Here is a 16845-nt window from a genome sequence, read left to right as displayed (position 1 = left end):
AGCGCGGGGCAAGCCCGCTCACTACAGGTGTCTTCATCATCCCCCAGCCTTATCGCGCACCATTCAGCCTTGGCCGACTTTATTGTGACCAGACGCCCCGTGCCCGACACTCGACCCATTCCCATTGCCCCCTTTGGAGTTCGGTATGAGTGAGTCAGTGCAGTTCCAGGATAAGGTCGTGATCGTCACCGGTGCCGGCGGCGGGTTGGGGCGGGCCCATGCGCTGCTGTTCGCCAAACACGGGGCGAAAGTGCTGGTCAATGATCTGGGCGGCTCCACCCAGGGCGAAGGCGCCAATGCCTCGGCTGCCGACCGCGTGGTCGCCGAAATCCGCGCAGCCGGCGGTATCGCCGAAGCCAACCACGACTCTGTCACCGACGGTGACAAGCTTGTACAGAATGCGCTCGACGCCTTCGGTCGTATCGACGTAGTGGTCAACAATGCTGGCATCCTGCGCGACAAGACCTTCCACAAAATGGACGACAGCGACTGGGACCTGGTTTACCGCGTGCACGTCGAAGGCGCCTACAAAGTTACCCGCGCCGCCTGGCCGCATCTGCGTGAGCAAGGCTATGGCCGCGTGATCTTCACGTCGTCCACCTCGGGCATCTACGGCAACTTCGGCCAGTCCAACTACGGCATGGCCAAGCTCGGCCTGTACGGGTTGACCCGCACCCTGGCGCTGGAGGGGCGCAAGAACAACATCCTGGTCAACGCCATCGCCCCCACTGGCGGCACCCGCATGACCGAGGGCTTGATTCCGCCGCAAGTGTTCGAGCGCCTCAAGCCGGAGCTGGTCAGCCCGCTGGTGGTGTACCTGGGCAGCGAAGCGTGCCAGGAAACCTCAGGGCTGTTTGAAGTGGGCGGCGGCTGGATCGGCAAGACCCGCTGGGAGCGCAGCCTGGGGGTAGGTTTTGATCCCGAGGCCGGTTTTTCGCCCGAGGATGTGGCGGCCCATTGGCAACAGATTTGCGACTTTGAAGGCGCGGCTCATCCCAAAGACACCATCGAGGCGTTGAAGGAGATGATGGCCAACTTGCAGAAGTACAGCCTCTGATCGTTGCTTGAAAAGATTTGAATCCTGCGGGGCGCTGACAGCGCCCCGTTTTATTGGGGGCATAAAAAAGGCCGCTGCAAAGGCAGCGGCCGAAGTAAGACGTTGGATCAAGGAGCGATAAATCAACGTCAGTGAACACCGGTAACAGATTGAAAACAGGCATCAATCCATTTGAATCTGGCTTTTCTTCCGGTTGGGGAAGCGGGCCGTTTGCCCCGAAAGCCCGGTAAGAATAGTCGTTAGTAACAAAATGAGTAATGCCGATTCATGACAAGGACTGTTGCGAGAACAGCAACAGTTGGTTCGTGCACCATCCATTCCCCTGATAACCCGCCATTTACCCAGTGCATGCCCGCGCCCAGACCCCGGCCAGAGCGCCCGGTAATCCTTTCGAGCGACAACGCGAATCCCTCCTTGGTGCGCTTATCGCTCCTGGCGGGCGGCAGTAGGGTGGGGCCTTCTGTCACTCACCGGGGAAGACGCATGACAAAAACAACAATGCGCGCCATCTTCAGGCCACAGGCGCTGGCCGTTGCCGTGGCGCTGGGCTGCTGTGCCCAGGCGCAGGCTGTTTCGTTCAACATTGGCGATGAGATCGAAGGGCAATTCGACTCCTCGCTGTCGGTCGGCGCGAGTTGGGGCATGCGCGATGCCGACAAGAAGTTGGTGGGCGTTTCCAACGGCGGCACGGGCCAGGCTTCTACCGGCGATGACGGGCGCCTGAACTTCAAGAAGGGCGAGACGTTCTCCAAGATTTTCAAGGGCATTCACGATCTGGAACTCAAGTACCGTGACAGCGGCGTGTTCGTGCGCGGCAAATACTGGTACGACTTCGAGCTGCAGGACGAAGACCGCGAATTCAAACCGATCAGCAATCACCACCGCGACGAGGGCGCACGCTCGTCCGGCTATGAGTTGCTCGATGCGTTTATCTACCACAACTATTCCATCGGCGACCTGCCGGGCAACGTGCGAGTGGGCAAACAGGTGGTGAGTTGGGGTGAAAGTACCTTTATTGGTAACTCCATCAACAGCATCAACCCCATTGACGTTTCGGCCTTCCGCCGTCCCGGCGCAGAGATCAAGGAAGGGCTGATTCCGGTGAACATGCTGTTCGCCTCCCAGAGCCTGACCAATCAGCTGACGGTGGAAGGGTTCTACCAGTTGAACTGGCAAAACACCGTTGTGGATAACTGCGGTACGTTCTTTGGCAACGATGTGGTGGCGCATGGTTGTAACAGCAACTACACGGTGGCCAGTCCGGCGATAGCACCGTTGCAACCGCTGGCGGCGGCGTTTGGACAGGGGTTCGAGGTGAACCGCGAAGGCGTAGTGGTGCAGCGTGCAAAGGACCGTGAGGCCCGTGATGGCGGGCAGTTCGGTGCAGCGTTGCGCTGGTTGGGGGACGACACGGAGTACGGCCTGTACTTTATGAACTACCACAGCCGCACACCGACTGTCGGCACCATTACGGCAGGCGCCGGAACTGCTGCCTCGCTGGGCAGTATTCTGCCGCTGGCCCCGGCGGCGCTTCGTTCGGCGCTGGCCCAGAGCATCATGCTTGGCCGTGGCCAGTACTACCTCGATTACCCGGAAGACATCCGCCTGTACGGCGCGAGCTTTTCCACTACCTTGCCCACCGGCACGGCCTGGACCGGTGAAATCAGCTACCGGCCCAATGCACCGGTCCAGCTCAACACCAACGACCTGACCCTGGCCTTGCTCAACCCGATTACCGGCGGCACCACCTCGCCGATCCGTACAACATTGGGCGGAGACAACGCCGGCTACCGCCGCAAGGAAATCACCCAGATCCAAAGCACCATGACCCAGTTCTTCGACCAGGTCCTGGGCGCAGAACGCCTCACCCTGGTGGGCGAAGCGGCCTTCGTGCACGTCGGTGGGCTGGAAGACAAATCCAAACTGCGTTACGGCCGTGACTCGGTATACGGCGCCTACGGTTACCAGGGTGATACCGACGGTTTCGTCACGGCCAACTCCTGGGGTTACCGAGCACGGGCGATCCTCGATTACAACAACGTGATCGGTGGGATCAACCTCAAGCCCAACCTGTCCTGGTCCCATGACGTCGCCGGCTACGGCCCCAACGGCCTGTTCAACAAAGGCGCCAAGGCCATCAGCGTCGGCCTGGATGCCGACTACCGCAACACCTACACCGCCAGTCTTAGCTACACCGACTTCTTTGGTGGCGACTACAACACCCTGACCGACCGCGACTTCCTGTCCTTCAGCGTCGGCGCGAACTTCTGATCACGGTTTGAAAAGGACGACTTTATGCGCAAGATGATTCTGCAATGCGGCGTATTGGCCCTGAGCCTGTTGGCTGCCAACGTCATGGCCGCCGTCTCCCCGGAAGAAGCCGCCAAGCTCGGCACCACCCTGACCCCGGTGGGTGCCGAAAAAGCCGGCAACGCCGATGGCTCGATCCCCGCCTGGACCGGTGGCATCCCGAAAAACGCCGGTGCGGTGGACAGCAAGGGCTTCCTGGCCGACCCGTTCGCCAATGAAAAACCGCTGTTCGTGATCACCGCCGCCACCGTCGACAAGTACAAGGACAAACTCTCCGACGGCCAAGTGGCGATGTTCAAGCGCTACCCCGAGACCTACAAGATTCCGGTATACCCGACCCACCGTACGGTCAACCTGCCGCCGGATATCTACGAGTCGATCAAGCGCAGCGCGCTGAACGTCAAGCCGATCAACGATGGCAACGGCCTGGAAGGCTTCACTGGCAACCGTTACTACGCGTTCCCGATTCCCAAGAATGGCGTGGAAGTGCTGTGGAACCACATCACCCGCTACCACGGCGGCAACCTGCGCCGCATCATCACCCAGGCCACGCCGCAGACCAACGGCAGCTACACGCCGATCCGATTCGAAGAAGAAGTGGCGGTGCCGCAACTGATCCCCGACATGGACCCGGCCAAGGCGGCCAACGTGCTGACCTTCTTCAAGCAATCGGTGACCGCCCCGGCGCGCCTGGCCGGCAACGTGTTGCTCGTGCACGAAACCCTCGACCAGGTGAAGGAACCGCGCCTGGCCTGGATCTACAACGCCGGCCAACGCCGCGTACGCCGTGCGCCGCAAGTGGCGTATGACGGGCCGGGCACCGCGTCCGATGGCCTGCGCACCTCCGACAACTTCGACATGTTCTCCGGCGCACCCGACCGCTATGACTGGAAGCTGGTGGGCAAAAAGGAGATGTACATCCCCTACAACAGCTACAAGCTGGACCAGCCGACACTCAAGTACGACGACATCATCAAGGCTGGCCACATCAACCAGGACCTGACCCGCTACGAGCTGCACCGCGTGTGGGAAGTGGTCGGCACGGTCAAGCCGAGTGAGCGGCACATCTACGCCAAGCGCCACATGTACATCGACGAAGACAGCTGGCAAGTCGCGCTGGTGGACCACTACGACGGCCGCGGCCAACTGTGGCGGGTGGCCGAAGGGCACGCGCAGTTCTACTACGACCACCAGACCCCGGCCTACACCGTGGAAACCCTGTACGACATCATCGCCGGTCGCTACATCGCCCTGGGCATGAAAAACGAAGAGAAGAGCAGCTTCGTGTTCGGCTTCGCCGCCAAGGCCGCCGACTACACCCCGGCCGCCCTGAGGGCCTCGGGCGTTCGCTGATCCCAAATCAAAATGAGGTCAAATGTGGGAGGGGGCTTGCCCCCGATGGCGGTGCATCAGTCACACAGTTGTTGACTGATACTCTGCTATCGGGGGCAAGCCCCCTCCCACATAGGATTGTGCACACTTTGATTTTTATGGCGGGCAATCACCCCGCTGAATACTTCTTCAACACCCCCAACCACAGGACTAGGGTACGCATCAGGTTGCATAACAATAAAAACGCAGGATGCAGCAATGACCGCCATGACACGCTGCCTGGACCGTCCTGGATTCATGCCTCGGCTGTCCTCCCATCATGTGATACGTCCGCGCCTGGCCGAGCCGTTGTTGGCGGCGCCGGCCCGGGTCAAGTTGTTGTGCGCCCCTGGCGGCAGCGGCAAGAGCGCGTTGCTGGCTGAATGTGCATTGCAGGCGCCCAAGGGCTGCCAGGTGTACTGGTTGCCGCTCAACGGCACGGCCTTGAGCCCCCTCGATCTTTGTCAGCGCCTGGCGCAAAACCTCGGCCTGGTGTTTACCGATGAAGCCGCATTGCTGCTGGACCTTGCCCGTTGGCAGTCACCGGCTTGGTTATTCCTCGATGATTTTTGCCGCCTGCCCACGCCCGACACCGATGCCTTGCTCGACCGCTTGCTCACCGCCAGCAGCCCGGCGCTGACCTGGTGGCTGGGGGCGCGCCGGCGACCCCAGTGCAATTGGCCGCGCTTGTTGCTCGACGATGAACTGCTGGAATGTGGCGCCGAGCTGGCCTTCACCCCGGCAGAGATCCAACAACTGCTGCCGGGGCAGCCCATCGACAGCGTGTTGCAGTTCAGCGCCGGCTGGTGCGCCGGTGTGCGCATCGCCTTGCTCGGCGACGGTCATCCTGAAAAAACCTTGCTCGACTACCTGCAACACGAACTGTTCAGCGCCTTGCCGGCCGAGCTGGCCGAAGCCTGGCGCGTACTGGCCCACCTGCCGCGTTTCAACGCCGGGCTGTGCGAGCACCTGTTCGGCTTTGGCGACGGTGACCAGTACCTGCGGGACTTGCAGGCCCTCGGCGCGTTTATCCAGCCGTGGGAAGACACCGACTGGTTGCAGGTCTTCCCGCCACTGGCTCAGCTGCTGCGCGACGCGCCATGGCCGGCCAAGCGTTCCTGGCACCGTCGCGCCTGCCAGTGGTTCACCGCCGAACAGGACTGGCAGGCCGCGTTCGAACAGGCGCTGCTGGCCGAAGAATATGAAGTGGCGGTGAGCCTGTTGCAGCATTTCAGCTTCGAGGACCTGTTCCGCCAGCAGAATGCGGTGCTGCTGCTGCGCCTGCATGAACAGCACGGCGACGAGCTGATGCTCGGCTCGGCGCAGTTGGTGGGGCTGGTCACCGCCGCGTTGCTGTTTGCCGGGCGTTTCGATCAGGCCGCGCAATGCATCGACCAATTGGCACGCTTCGCCCCGCAACCGACGGCGGCGCAGCAACGTTACCTGCTGGCGCGCTGGCAGGCGCAATGGGGTTGGTTGCTGCACTTGAGTGGCGATGCCGAACGCTCTCGCGTGCATTTTCTCGAAGCGCTGCAGGCCTTGCCCGACAGTGCGTGGACGTCGCGGCTGATGTGCCTGTCGGGGCTCACCCAGCAAGCCTTGCTGCGCGGTGAGCTGGAGGTGGCCCAGTCACTCAACCGCGAAGCGTTGTGCCTGGCTCGGGCCCACGGCTCGTTGCTGCTGGAAGCCTTGTTGGAACTGGACCACGCACAGTTGCTGGAACAGCGCGGTGCACCGTATCGGGCGCAAAGCCTGCTGGAAAATGTGCAGGGGATCTTGCTCAAACAACGCCTCAAGGCTGGGCCGCTGGTGGGGCGCATCGCCCTGCGCCGTGGGCACCTGGCATTGCGCCAGGGCCAGGACAGCCTGGCCGCCGAGTGTTTCGAGAGCGGCCTGAAGATGTGCCTGCACAGCCAGGACAAGCGCGTGCTTTATGGCTTTCTGGGGTTGGCCTTGCTGGCGGCCAATCGCGGCGATTACGCCCAGGCGTTTGTCCAGCTACGCGACGCTGAACGGCTCATGCAGCAACGCCAAGTGCCGGACACGGTGTACCGCGCCGTGCTGCTGTTGGTCAGCGGGCATTTCTGGTTGCAGCAAGGTCGCGCCGAATTGACCGTGGAAGCGGTGCGCCGCGTACTGCGTCATTTCCGTGGGCCCCTGGCCAAGCAAGCACCGCCGGCCACCCTGGAATTGATTCCGCGTCTTGAATACCTGCTGGTGCTGGCGGAAGTGAAGTTGGGCTGCGCCGAGCATCCCGTGGCGCGGCTGACGGCGCTGCTGGACACCACTCACCAACGCGGCATGCTCTGCCTGGAAACCGAACTGCATCTGGTGCTCGGCGAGGTAGCCTGGCAAGTGGGCGACTCCACCCTGGCACGCCGCTCACTGCAAACCGGGCTGGCATTGGCGGCACGCTGTCAGGTGCAGCAGGCGATTCGCGAGCTGCGTTTGCGCTCGCCGGGGTTGTTGAGTGAATTGGGCATGGAGCCGCAGGCTGCAACGCCGGGCACCGTGGAAAACCCCCTGAGCCAGCGCGAACTGGAAGTGCTGCAATTGATCGCCCTGGGCAATTCCAACCTGGAAATCGCCGACCGTCTGTTTATTTCCCTGCACACCGTCAAGACCCACGCGCGGCGCATCCACAGCAAACTCGGCGTGGAGCGGCGCACCCAAGCGGTGGCCAAGGCCAAGACGCTGGGCTTGATGGTCTAGGCGCAGAAGGCCTGGCGGTATTCGCCGGGCGTGGCACCCATGGCCTGGCGAAAACGGTGGGTGAAGTGGCTGGCGCTGGAGAATCCGCAGATCAAGGCGATCTCACTCAAGGGCAGGGCGCCGCTGCGCAGCAGGGCCTGGGCGCGGGTGAGCCGGCGTGCCAGCAGGTATTGGTGGGGCGGCAGGCCGAAGCTGTGGCGAAACATCCGCGCGAAGTGGTATTCGGACAGCGCACACATCCCGGCCAGTTGCCCGAGGCTGATCGACTCTTCCAGATGCTGGTCGATGAACTCCACCAATAATCGCCGCTGATGCGCGGCCAACCCACCTTTCAACCGTAGCCCTTCGCGTGCGCCGACCTGGCTGAACAGGGTGTGGCTGAGCATTTCATGGGCCAGGCTGCTGGTCAGCAGGCGCTCGGCGGGTTCGTGCCAGTTGAGGGCAATCAGCTGATGGAAGCGCCGCGCTTGGCTGGCATCTTCCAGGAACGTGCTTTCGCGCAGTTGCAGGGTGCGCGGTTCGCGGTCCAGCAACGTGACGCAGCCCAAGGCGAATTGCTCCGGGCTGAAATACACATGGGCCAGGCGAATCTCTCCGTTGATCACCCAGGCCGACTGATGCTCGGCCGGCAGGATGCACAATTTGTCCGGCCCGCCCTTGGTGCCCGGCTGGTCACGCCGAAAGGTGCCGGTGCCGCCGCCGATGTAGCACGACAAGGTGTGATGGCTCGGCGCCTGGTAGTCCTGGGCATCGTGGTGGTTGCTCCACAGGGCCGCAGACAAGCCGTCACCGAGCTCGGCGCAGGCTTCCAGGCGTGCGTTGGGCGAGCGGTTAAGGGCTTGAAAGACTTGCAGGGATTCCAGTTCTGGCATGGTTCGTACTCTCCGACGCCTTGCATCCTACTCCGCGATGCTGGCGTTGTGATCCCGGCACCCGACAAAAGCGCAAGATTGTGCAAGAGACCGGCGCGGGTTCAGGACAACACTGTGGCTCAACCGATGGAGCCTGCTATGAACCTTTCCCTGTATTTACTCACCGTGCTGATCTGGGGCACCACCTGGATCGCCCTCAAGTGGCAGTTGGGCGTGGTGGCGATTCCGGTGTCCATCGTCTATCGCTTTGGCCTGGCGGCGTTGGTGCTGTTTGCGCTGTTGCTGGTGAGCCGCAAGTTGCAGGTGATGAACCGGCGCGGGCACCTCATCTGCCTGGCCCAGGGCTTGTGCCTGTTTTGCGTGAACTTCATGTGCTTTCTGACCGCCAGCCAATGGATTCCCAGCGGCCTGGTGGCGGTGGTGTTTTCCACGGCCACCCTGTGGAACGCGCTGAATGCCCGGGTGTTCTTCGGCCAGCGCGTGGCACGCAACGTGTTGATGGGCGGCGGGCTTGGCCTGGCGGGCTTGGGCCTGTTGTTCTGGCCGGAGCTGGTGGGGCACACCGCCAGCCCGCAGACCTTGCTTGGCTTGGGCTTGGCATTGCTGGGAACGATGTGCTTCTCGGCGGGCAATATGCTCTCGAGCCTGCAACAGAAGGCCGGGCTCAAACCGTTGACCACTAACGCTTGGGGCATGGCTTACGGTTCGGCGATGTTGGCGGCCTACTGCGCGGTGCGTGGCATTCCCTTCGAGATGGACTGGAGCGCGCGGTATATCGGCGCCCTGTGGTACTTGGTGATTCCGGGTTCGGTGATTGGGTTTACCGCCTACCTGACGTTGGTCGGGCGCATGGGGCCGGAGCGGGCGGCGTATTGCACGGTGTTGTTCCCGGTGGTGGCACTGAATGTGTCGGCGTTCGCCGAGGGCTACCAGTGGACGGCCCCGGCGTTGGCGGGGTTGGTGTTGGTGATGTTGGGGAATGTGTTGGTGTTCAGGAAGCCCAAAGCGGTGAACCCAATCCTCAAGGCACAGCAGGCCTAGTGTGGGAGGGGCGGTGCGACGATTCGACTTGCCCCCGATAGCGGTGGGTCAGTCAACACATGTATTGCCTGACACTCAGTCATCGGGGGCAAGTCGAATCGTCGCACCGCCCCTCCCACATTTGACCGCGGTGTTTGAGCTACTTCATTCCAAGCCGCTTGGCCATGCGGCCCAGGTTGGCCCGGTCCAATCCCAACTCCCGCGCCGCACTGGCCCAGTTGTGAGCATGGCGCGCCAGGCAAGCGCTGATGATCTGGCGCTGAAAGTGCTCGGTAGCCTGGCGCAGATCGCCGGTGACGATGGGCGCCACCTCGGTCGGTTCCTCGATCACCGGGGCGCTCACGTCGGGTAAATCCAGGTCCTGTGCGCTCAGGCTGAGGATCTTCGGCCGTTCACGGCAGTTGCCCAAGGCTTTCAGCGCACTGCGGCCAATCAAATGCTCCAATTCCCGTACATTGCCCGGCCAGTTGTACGCCAATAACGCCGCCTGGGCATCGCTGGTCAGGCGCAGGCTGCCCAGGCCCATGCGTGAGCGGTTCTGTTCCAGGAAGAACCCGGCCAGCAGCAACACATCGCGTCCGCGCTCGCGCAGGGCCGGCACTTGCAAGGGGTAGACGCTGAGGCGGTGGTAGAAGTCGGCGCGGTAGCGGCCTTTGCGCACTTCGTCCGCCAGGTCGCGGTTGGTCGCGGCGATCAGGCGAACATCCACTTGATGTTCCTTGTCCGAACCCAGGCGCTGCAACTGGCCGCTTTGCAGCACCCGCAGCAGTTTGGCCTGCACGCTCAGAGATAGCTCGCCCACCTCATCCAGGAACAAGGTGCCGCCATTGGCCAGTTCGAACTTGCCGCGGCGCTCGTTCAGCGCGCCGGTAAAGGCCCCGCGCACATGGCCGAACAGTTCGCTCTCCACCAGGGTTTCCGGCAGGGCGGCACAATTGAGGCTGATCAACGGTTTGTCGGCTCGGTGTGACGCGGCATGGATTGCCTGGGCCACCAGCTCTTTGCCGACGCCGGTTTCGCCGGTGATCAACACCGTGAGGTCGCTGCCGCCCACCAGCTTGATCTCTTCCACCAGGCGCTTGTGGGGCTTGCTCTGGCCGATCATTTCCTTGTGCTGCTGGCCGCTGGCCTCGCGGTAGATTTCGGCGCGCAGGGTCAGCCGTTCGATGCGTTCAGCGACGTTGACCGTGGCGGCGGCGAGGCTGGCGAAGGCTTGCAGGGCGTCCAGCTCGACGCGTTCGAAGCGCTCGTTGTCGAGGGCGTCCAGGGTCAGCAGGCCCCAGGGTTTATCGTCGACAAACAGCGGGCAGCCCATGCAATCGTGGACTTCCAGGTGCCCGTGTACGCCGGCGACCAGGCCGTCGTAGGGGTCGGGCAATTCACTGTCGCTGTCAAAGCGGGTCGGCCCGGGGCTGCTCAGCAGCACCTCGAAGCGCGGGTGTTCGCTGACCTTGAAGCGTCGGCCCAGGGTGTCCGGGCTCAGGCCGTCCACCGCCAGCGGCACCAGCCATTCACCGTCCAGACGCAACAGCGCCGCAGCATCGCACGGCAACAGGGCGCGCATGGCTTGCAGCAGGCGGCGGTAGCGCTCGCCTTCGGGCAGCTCGCGGGACAGGTCGGCGACCAGCGGCAACAGGGTGGTGAGCAGTGATTGTGCAGTCATAAAGACTCCTTGTAGTCCTTATGACTATAGTGTGTAGGAAGTCATACTGACTACACATTATTCAAATCATTGATAAATAACGATAAATAACTTGGCACGAATACTGAGTAAGCAAAGGCAATCCGTAAATAGAATCAGGAGTCTGCCATGCTGAGTGCCCAAGACCGTGCCATCGTCAAATCCACTGTGCCCCTGCTGGAAAGCGGCGGCGAAGCGCTGATCACCCATTTCTATCGCATGATGCTCTCCGAGTACCCCGAGGTGCGTCCGTTGTTCAACCAGGCCCACCAGGCCAGCGGTGACCAACCTCGCGCCCTGGCCAATGGGGTGTTGATGTATGCGCGGCATATCGACCAGTTGGACCAACTGGGCGACCTGGTGGCGAAGATCATCAACAAGCACGTGGCCTTGCAGATCCTGCCGGAGCATTACCCGATTGTCGGCGCGTGCCTGTTGCGGGCGATCTCCGAGGTGCTGGGCAGCGAGATTGCTACGCCAGAGGTGATGAGTGCGTGGGGCGCGGCCTACGGCCAACTGGCGGATATCCTGATTGGCGCAGAAGCGGCGATCTACGACGAGAAAGCCCAGGCACCCGGCGGCTGGCGCGGTGCACGGCCGTTCGTGGTGGTCAAGCGAGTGGAAGAGAGCGACGAGATTATCTCCTTCTACTTTGCCCCTGTGGATAACGGCCCGATCCTGGCCGCCGCCCCAGGCCAATACATCGGCATGAAACTGGTGCTGGACGGTGAAGAAGTGCGCCGCAACTATTCCCTCTCGGCCCTGAGCGATTCGGGCTTGTACCGCATCAGCGTCAAGCGCGAAGCCGGTGGGGGGGTGTCCAACTACCTGCATGACCAGATGCACGTCGGTGCGACGATCGATCTGTTCCCGCCATCGGGTGAGTTCACCCTGGCGGCCAGCGATAAACCGTTGGTGCTGATCAGCGGCGGCGTGGGCATCACCCCCACCTTGCCGATGCTGGAAGCGGCCCTGGCCACAGAGCGTCCGGTGCACTTTATCCACTGCGCGCGTAACGGCGGGGTGCATGCGTTCCGCGATTGGGTGGATGCCCTGGCGGCCGAGCATCCGCAGCTCAAGCGCTTCTATTGCTATGCCGAGGACGACGGCGTGAGCCCGGCGGCAGACAAAGTGGGCTTGCTGAGCCAGGAGCAACTGGCGGCGTGGTTGCCCGAACAGCGTGACATTGATGCCTACTTCCTTGGCCCTAAGGGCTTCATGGGTGCTATCAAACGTCACCTCAAGGCCTTGGGTGTTCCCGAGAAACAAAGCCGGTATGAGTTCTTTGGCCCGGCTGCTGCGCTGGAATAATCCCTGGCACAACACAGGGCAAAATGTGGGAGGGGGCTTGCCCCCGATGGTGGTGTATCAGCTACCAGATGTATTGGCTGATCCACCCTCATCGGGGGCAAGCCCCCTCCCACATTGGTTCTCTATTCCTTCTGATTAATCCGCTGTTAACCGCCCTCTGTTTAAACGGTGCCCTGTGTGTAAACTTGCGCCCATAAGGCACAACCAAACAAAGGGAAACGGAGATGAATGACGAATTGCGTTTAGGCAGGGAGCGGCGCTTTCTGGTGTTGCTGGGCATCATCTGCCTGGCGCTGATCGGTGGTGCACTTTATATGCAGGTGGTACTGGGCGAGGCGCCGTGCCCGCTGTGCATCCTGCAACGCTATGCGCTGCTGCTGATCGCGATCTTTGCGTTTATCGGCGCGGCCATGCGCACCAAGGGCGCCCTGACGTTTTTTGAAGGCTTGGTCATCCTCAGCGCCCTCGGCGGTGTGGCGGCGGCGGGTCATCACGTGTACACCCAGTTCTACCCTCAGGTCAGTTGCGGCGTCGATGTGCTGCAACCGATTGTCGATGACCTGCCGCTGGCCAAGGTGTTCCCGCTGGGCTTCCAGGTCGATGGCTTTTGCAGCACGCCGTACCCGCCCGTACTGGGCCTGTCCCTGGCGCAGTGGGCGTTGGTGGCGTTCGTGCTGACGGTGATCCTGGTGCCCCTGGGCATCTATCGCAATCGCCACCGCAAGGCCTGAGTCATTCAATACAAACGCCCCGGTCCTCCTTAAGGGAGGGCCGGGGCGTTTTTGCGTGTAGGGATTTGTGAACAGAGCGTGACGCGGAGCAATAACGGGTGTGCGCAGTGTGCGACATGTTGTCACACGGAAGCTGCCGCAGGACGTTTCTGACCCGGCAAACCGCCGCTTAAATTTGCATCCCGCGGCTAATTTGTGCTGTCAGTTCGTCGTTTAGGCGGCGCTGTGTAACACGCGCCGCACGTGTCATTGCGTGATGTCCGAATGCCTTGTTTTATGGGGGGTTGCAACCGTTTGCCATGCCCTTACACGCCGTAAGGGCAGGGGTGGTTTGCCCTATAACACGGCAATTTTTGTGGTTTTTGTTGAGAATCGAACGCGATAAGATCGCGAACCTTTGCGGTTTTGGTGAAGGATTATTGCTGTAATCGATAAAAATTATTTCTTTATAAGACATGGTTTATACATCGCTAGCTAACTACAATCGCCCGCACTGAATGTCCGGTGCTGTTCAATATTTGAGCACTGGAGCGGTCGAGGGGCAGATGGATGGCTCTGTGCGACCCCAAGGTTCCGGCAGCCTTTCAACTATCCGCACCAAATGGAATTGGTCTGTAACAAGGCCTTTAACCACGAAATCGAATAAGAACTCACCGCAGGTCCGTGAAACGTAGCTTTATGGCGTGACGGGCAGGCTCTTATTCAATCGAAGAGAAATGCCAACCCTTGGCAGGGTGAAGTGTTGGCGATCAAAACCCAACTGCATTGCGCAAGCTGCTTTAGAGGTCGTGAGATGAGTAAAAACAGGTACCCCCGATTACTAGGCTTTTTGCCGCTGCTTGGCATGATGTTAATGCTTGGAGGCTGCAAGTGGACCTTGATGGACCCTAAAGGACAGATCGGTCTGGATCAACGAAACCTGATCATCACCGCTACCCTGCTGATGCTGTTGGTTGTGGTGCCTGTGATCATCATGACCTTCGCCTTCGCCTGGAAATACCGCGCGTCGAACACCAGCGCGACCTACGCGCCGAAGTGGTCGCACTCCACCAAGATTGAAATCGCGGTGTGGCTGGTTCCGGTCCTTATCATCATCGCCCTGGGTTACATCACCTATAAGTCGACCCACGAGCTGGACCCGTACCGTCCGCTGGAATCCGACGTCAAGCCGATCAACATCGAAGTGGTCGCGCTGGACTGGAAGTGGCTGTTCATCTACCCAGACCTGGGTATCGCCACTGTCAACGAGATCCAGTTCCCGGAAAACACTCCGCTTAACTTCCGGATCACCTCCGACGCCGTGATGAACTCGTTCTTCATCCCTGCGCTGGGTGGCCAGATCTACGCGATGGCCGGCATGCAGACCCGTCTGCACCTGATCGCCAACGAAAAAGCCGAAATGGAAGGCATCTCCGCTAACTACAGCGGCGCTGGCTTCACCGGCATGAAATTCAAAGCCATCTCGACGAGCCAGGAAGATTTCAACGCCTGGGTAGCCGAAGTCAAGGCCGCACCTAAACAGCTTGATCAAGCTGAATACGATGCCCTGACCAAACCAAGCCAGAACAACCCAGTCGCTCTGTACTCCACGTATGAGCCGGACCTGTTTCAGAAAATCGTCGACAAGTACGAAGGTATGAAGCCAGGCAAGCCGGTCAAGCACGAGAAGAAAGAAGTGGCCGCGGTTGAAGGTTCTGACACGGGCTCGCATTCAACTGCTGGGGCAGAGGAGTAAACGATGTTTGGTAAATTAAGTTGGGATGCGATCCCGTTCCACGAGCCGATCGTGATGGTGACCATCGCCATGATCGCGCTGGGTGGTCTGGGGCTGTTTGCGGCAATCACTTATTTCAGGAAGTGGACCTACCTGTGGACCGAGTGGTTGACCTCGGTCGACCACAAGAAAATCGGTGTCATGTACGTCATCGTGGCCATGGTCATGCTGCTGCGTGGCTTTGCCGACGCCATCATGATGCGTACCCAGTTGGCCATGGCCACCGAGGGTTCGCCTGGCTACCTGCCACCTGAACACTATGACCAGATCTTCACCGCTCACGGTGTGATCATGATCATCTTCATGGCGATGCCATTCTTCACCGGCCTGATGAACCTTGCCTTGCCGCTGCAGATTGGTGCGCGTGACGTTGCCTACCCGTTCCTGAACTCCCTGAGCTTCTGGCTGCTGGTTTCCGGCGTGGTGCTGATCAACGTTTCCCTGGGCGTCGGCGAATTCGCCAAGACCGGTTGGGTTGCGTATCCGCCGCTGTCGGGCATTCAGTACAGTCCGGGCGTGGGTGTGGACTACTACATCTGGGCGCTACAGTTATCAGGACTCGGGACGACATTGACGGGGGTCAACTTCCTGGCCACCGTCCTGAAAATGCGCGCCCCTGGCATGAAACTGATGGACATGCCGATCTTCACCTGGACCTGCACCTGGGCCAACGTCCTGATCGTGGCTTCGTTCCCGATCCTGGCCGCTACCATGGCGCTGCTGTCGCTTGACCGTTACCTGGATTTCCACATTTTCACCAACGAACTTGGTGGCAATCCAATGATGTACGTGAACCTGTTCTGGGCATGGGGTCACCCTGAGGTGTACATCCTGATCCTGCCAGCGTTCGGTATCTTCTCCGAAGTGATCTCGACCTTTACCGGCAAGCGCCTGTTCGGTCACCACTCGATGGTGTATGCATCGGGCGCAATCTCTGTACTGGGCTTCATGGTTTGGCTGCACCACTTCTTCACCATGGGTTCGGGGGCCAGCGTCAACGCCTTCTTCGGCCTGGCGACCATGCTGATTTCCATCCCGACGGGGGTGAAGCTATTCAACTGGCTGTTCACCATCTACCACGGCCGTCTGCGTATCACCAGCCAGGTTCTGTGGACCCTGGGCTTCATGGTGACCTTCGCCATCGGCGGTATGACTGGCGTACTGCTGGCCATCCCGGGTGCTGACTTCGTACTGCACAACAGCCTGTTCGTGATCGCTCACTTCCACAACGTGATCATCGGTGGTGCTGTATTCGGCTACATCGCAGGTTTCAGCTTCTACTTCCCGAAAGCGTTTGGCTTCAAGCTGAACGAAGGTTGGGGCAAGGCTGCATTCTGGTTCTGGATCTCGGGCTTCTTCGTCGCGTTCATGCCGCTCTATGCACTGGGCTTCATGGGCATGACCCGTCGTCTGAACGCTACGACCAACCCTGAGTGGGTACCGTACCTGTACGTTGCCATGTTCGGTGCGGTGATGATCGCTGTGGGTATCGCCTGCCAGCTGATCCAGGTCTACGTGAGTATCCGTGACCGTAAGCAGAACGCTTGCGAGTCGGGCGACCCATGGAATGGCCACACCCTGGAATGGTCGACCTCGTCGCCACCTCCGTTCTACAACTTCGCCGTGATCCCTACTGCGAACACCATTGATGCGTTCACCGAAGCCAAGGAAGACGGTACTGCGTACCAGAAGCCGGTTAAATATGAACCGATCCACATGCCGAACAACACCGCCACTGGCGTGGTGATGGGCGCGCTGTTGACCGTGTTCGGTTTCGCGATGATCTGGCACATCTGGTGGCTGGCAATCGTTAGCCTGGTGGGCACCATCGGCTACTTCATTGTCCACGCAGCACGTGATGATCAAGGCTACATGGTCCCGGTCGAAACGATCGAGCGCATCGAAGCCGAGCAGCACGCTCGCCTGGTCGCCGAGAAGAAAATCCCGGCCAACCGTGTAGAAACCTCGTTGGAACAGGCTTAAAC

At 60.7% G+C, this 16845-nt stretch carries 11 protein-coding genes; 9 read left to right on the top strand and 2 right to left on the bottom strand.

Features of this window, described 5'->3' with window-relative positions; all coding sequences use genetic code 11:
- Positions 1-145 precede the first annotated feature (145 nt).
- From DYL61_RS19655 to DYL61_RS19640, 4 genes are all read left to right on the top strand, one after another.
- A complete protein-coding gene (locus DYL61_RS19655) occupies positions 146-1057 on the top strand; it encodes an SDR family oxidoreductase (RefSeq protein ID WP_135309700.1) in 912 nt (303 codons plus the stop codon).
- A 498-nt stretch (positions 1058-1555) separates the two neighbouring features.
- Positions 1556-3328: a DUF1302 domain-containing protein gene (locus DYL61_RS19650; protein ID WP_135309703.1), complete on the top strand. Its 1773-nt coding sequence runs from the start codon at positions 1556-1558 to the stop codon at positions 3326-3328.
- A 24-nt stretch (positions 3329-3352) separates the two neighbouring features.
- A complete protein-coding gene (locus DYL61_RS19645; protein ID WP_135309699.1) occupies positions 3353-4720 on the top strand; it encodes a DUF1329 domain-containing protein in 1368 nt (455 codons plus the stop codon).
- Positions 4721-4957: 237 nt separating this feature from the next.
- Positions 4958-7450 (top strand): LuxR C-terminal-related transcriptional regulator, encoded by a 2493-nt coding sequence (locus DYL61_RS19640; protein WP_135309698.1) that lies wholly within the window; start codon positions 4958-4960, stop codon positions 7448-7450.
- Here the strand turns inward: DYL61_RS19640 and DYL61_RS19635 are convergent.
- Entirely contained in the window at positions 7447-8322 is an 876-nt protein-coding gene (locus DYL61_RS19635; RefSeq protein WP_135309697.1) for a helix-turn-helix domain-containing protein, read from the bottom strand. The two genes, DYL61_RS19640 and DYL61_RS19635, sit on opposite strands and share 4 nt — an antisense overlap.
- 138 nt (positions 8323-8460) lie before the next feature.
- On the opposite strand from DYL61_RS19635, the gene DYL61_RS19630 reads away from it, so the two are divergent.
- A complete protein-coding gene (locus DYL61_RS19630; protein WP_135309696.1) occupies positions 8461-9363 on the top strand; it encodes a DMT family transporter in 903 nt (300 codons plus the stop codon).
- Positions 9364-9502: 139 nt separating this feature from the next.
- Here DYL61_RS19630 and norR read toward each other — a convergent pair whose 3' ends face one another.
- Positions 9503-11026, bottom strand: coding sequence for a nitric oxide reductase transcriptional regulator NorR (gene norR / locus DYL61_RS19625; protein ID WP_135309695.1), 1524 nt, complete (start codon positions 11024-11026; stop codon positions 9503-9505).
- A 147-nt stretch (positions 11027-11173) separates the two neighbouring features.
- Between norR and hmpA the strand changes: the two genes are divergently transcribed.
- The 4 genes from hmpA (at position 11174) to cyoB (ending at position 16843) form a co-directional block, all read left to right on the top strand.
- Positions 11174-12355, top strand: a complete 1182-nt coding sequence (gene hmpA, locus DYL61_RS19620; RefSeq protein WP_135309694.1) for an NO-inducible flavohemoprotein — start codon at positions 11174-11176, stop codon at positions 12353-12355.
- 224 nt (positions 12356-12579) lie between these two features.
- Positions 12580-13086, top strand: a complete 507-nt coding sequence (locus tag DYL61_RS19615) for a disulfide bond formation protein B (RefSeq protein ID WP_105697896.1) — start codon at positions 12580-12582, stop codon at positions 13084-13086.
- A gap of 793 nt (positions 13087-13879) precedes the next feature.
- The gene (gene cyoA / locus DYL61_RS19605) at positions 13880-14821 is read left to right on the top strand and encodes a ubiquinol oxidase subunit II (RefSeq protein ID WP_105697895.1); all 942 of its coding nucleotides are present in this window, start codon (positions 13880-13882) and stop codon (positions 14819-14821) included.
- Between the two features lie 3 nt (positions 14822-14824).
- Positions 14825-16843 (top strand): cytochrome o ubiquinol oxidase subunit I, encoded by a 2019-nt coding sequence (cyoB, locus tag DYL61_RS19600; protein ID WP_135309693.1) that lies wholly within the window; start codon positions 14825-14827, stop codon positions 16841-16843.
- The last annotated feature ends 2 nt before the right edge of the window (positions 16844-16845 follow it).

Source organism: Pseudomonas nabeulensis, assembly GCF_004682045.1.
Classification (GTDB): Bacteria; Pseudomonadota; Gammaproteobacteria; order Pseudomonadales; family Pseudomonadaceae; genus Aquipseudomonas; species Aquipseudomonas nabeulensis.
This window is presented reverse-complemented; position numbering and strand designations above follow the sequence as displayed.

Excerpts from the sequence above, each read along its gene's own strand:
- DYL61_RS19655 (WP_135309700.1), top strand. The coding sequence starts at position 146 with ATGAGTGAGTCAGTGCAGTTCCAGGATAAGGTCGTGATCGTCACCGGT.
- DYL61_RS19650 (WP_135309703.1), top strand. The coding sequence starts at position 1,556 with ATGCGCGCCATCTTCAGGCCACAGGCGCTGGCCGTTGCCGTGGCGCTG.
- DYL61_RS19645 (WP_135309699.1), top strand. The coding sequence starts at position 3,353 with ATGCGCAAGATGATTCTGCAATGCGGCGTATTGGCCCTGAGCCTGTTG.
- DYL61_RS19640 (WP_135309698.1), top strand. The coding sequence starts at position 4,958 with ATGACCGCCATGACACGCTGCCTGGACCGTCCTGGATTCATGCCTCGG.
- DYL61_RS19635 (WP_135309697.1), bottom strand. The coding sequence starts at position 8,322 with ATGCCAGAACTGGAATCCCTGCAAGTCTTTCAAGCCCTTAACCGCTCG.
- DYL61_RS19630 (WP_135309696.1), top strand. The coding sequence starts at position 8,461 with ATGAACCTTTCCCTGTATTTACTCACCGTGCTGATCTGGGGCACCACC.
- norR (WP_135309695.1), bottom strand. The coding sequence starts at position 11,026 with ATGACTGCACAATCACTGCTCACCACCCTGTTGCCGCTGGTCGCCGAC.
- hmpA (WP_135309694.1), top strand. The coding sequence starts at position 11,174 with ATGCTGAGTGCCCAAGACCGTGCCATCGTCAAATCCACTGTGCCCCTG.
- DYL61_RS19615 (WP_105697896.1), top strand. The coding sequence starts at position 12,580 with ATGAATGACGAATTGCGTTTAGGCAGGGAGCGGCGCTTTCTGGTGTTG.
- cyoA (WP_105697895.1), top strand. The coding sequence starts at position 13,880 with ATGAGTAAAAACAGGTACCCCCGATTACTAGGCTTTTTGCCGCTGCTT.
- cyoB (WP_135309693.1), top strand. The coding sequence starts at position 14,825 with ATGTTTGGTAAATTAAGTTGGGATGCGATCCCGTTCCACGAGCCGATC.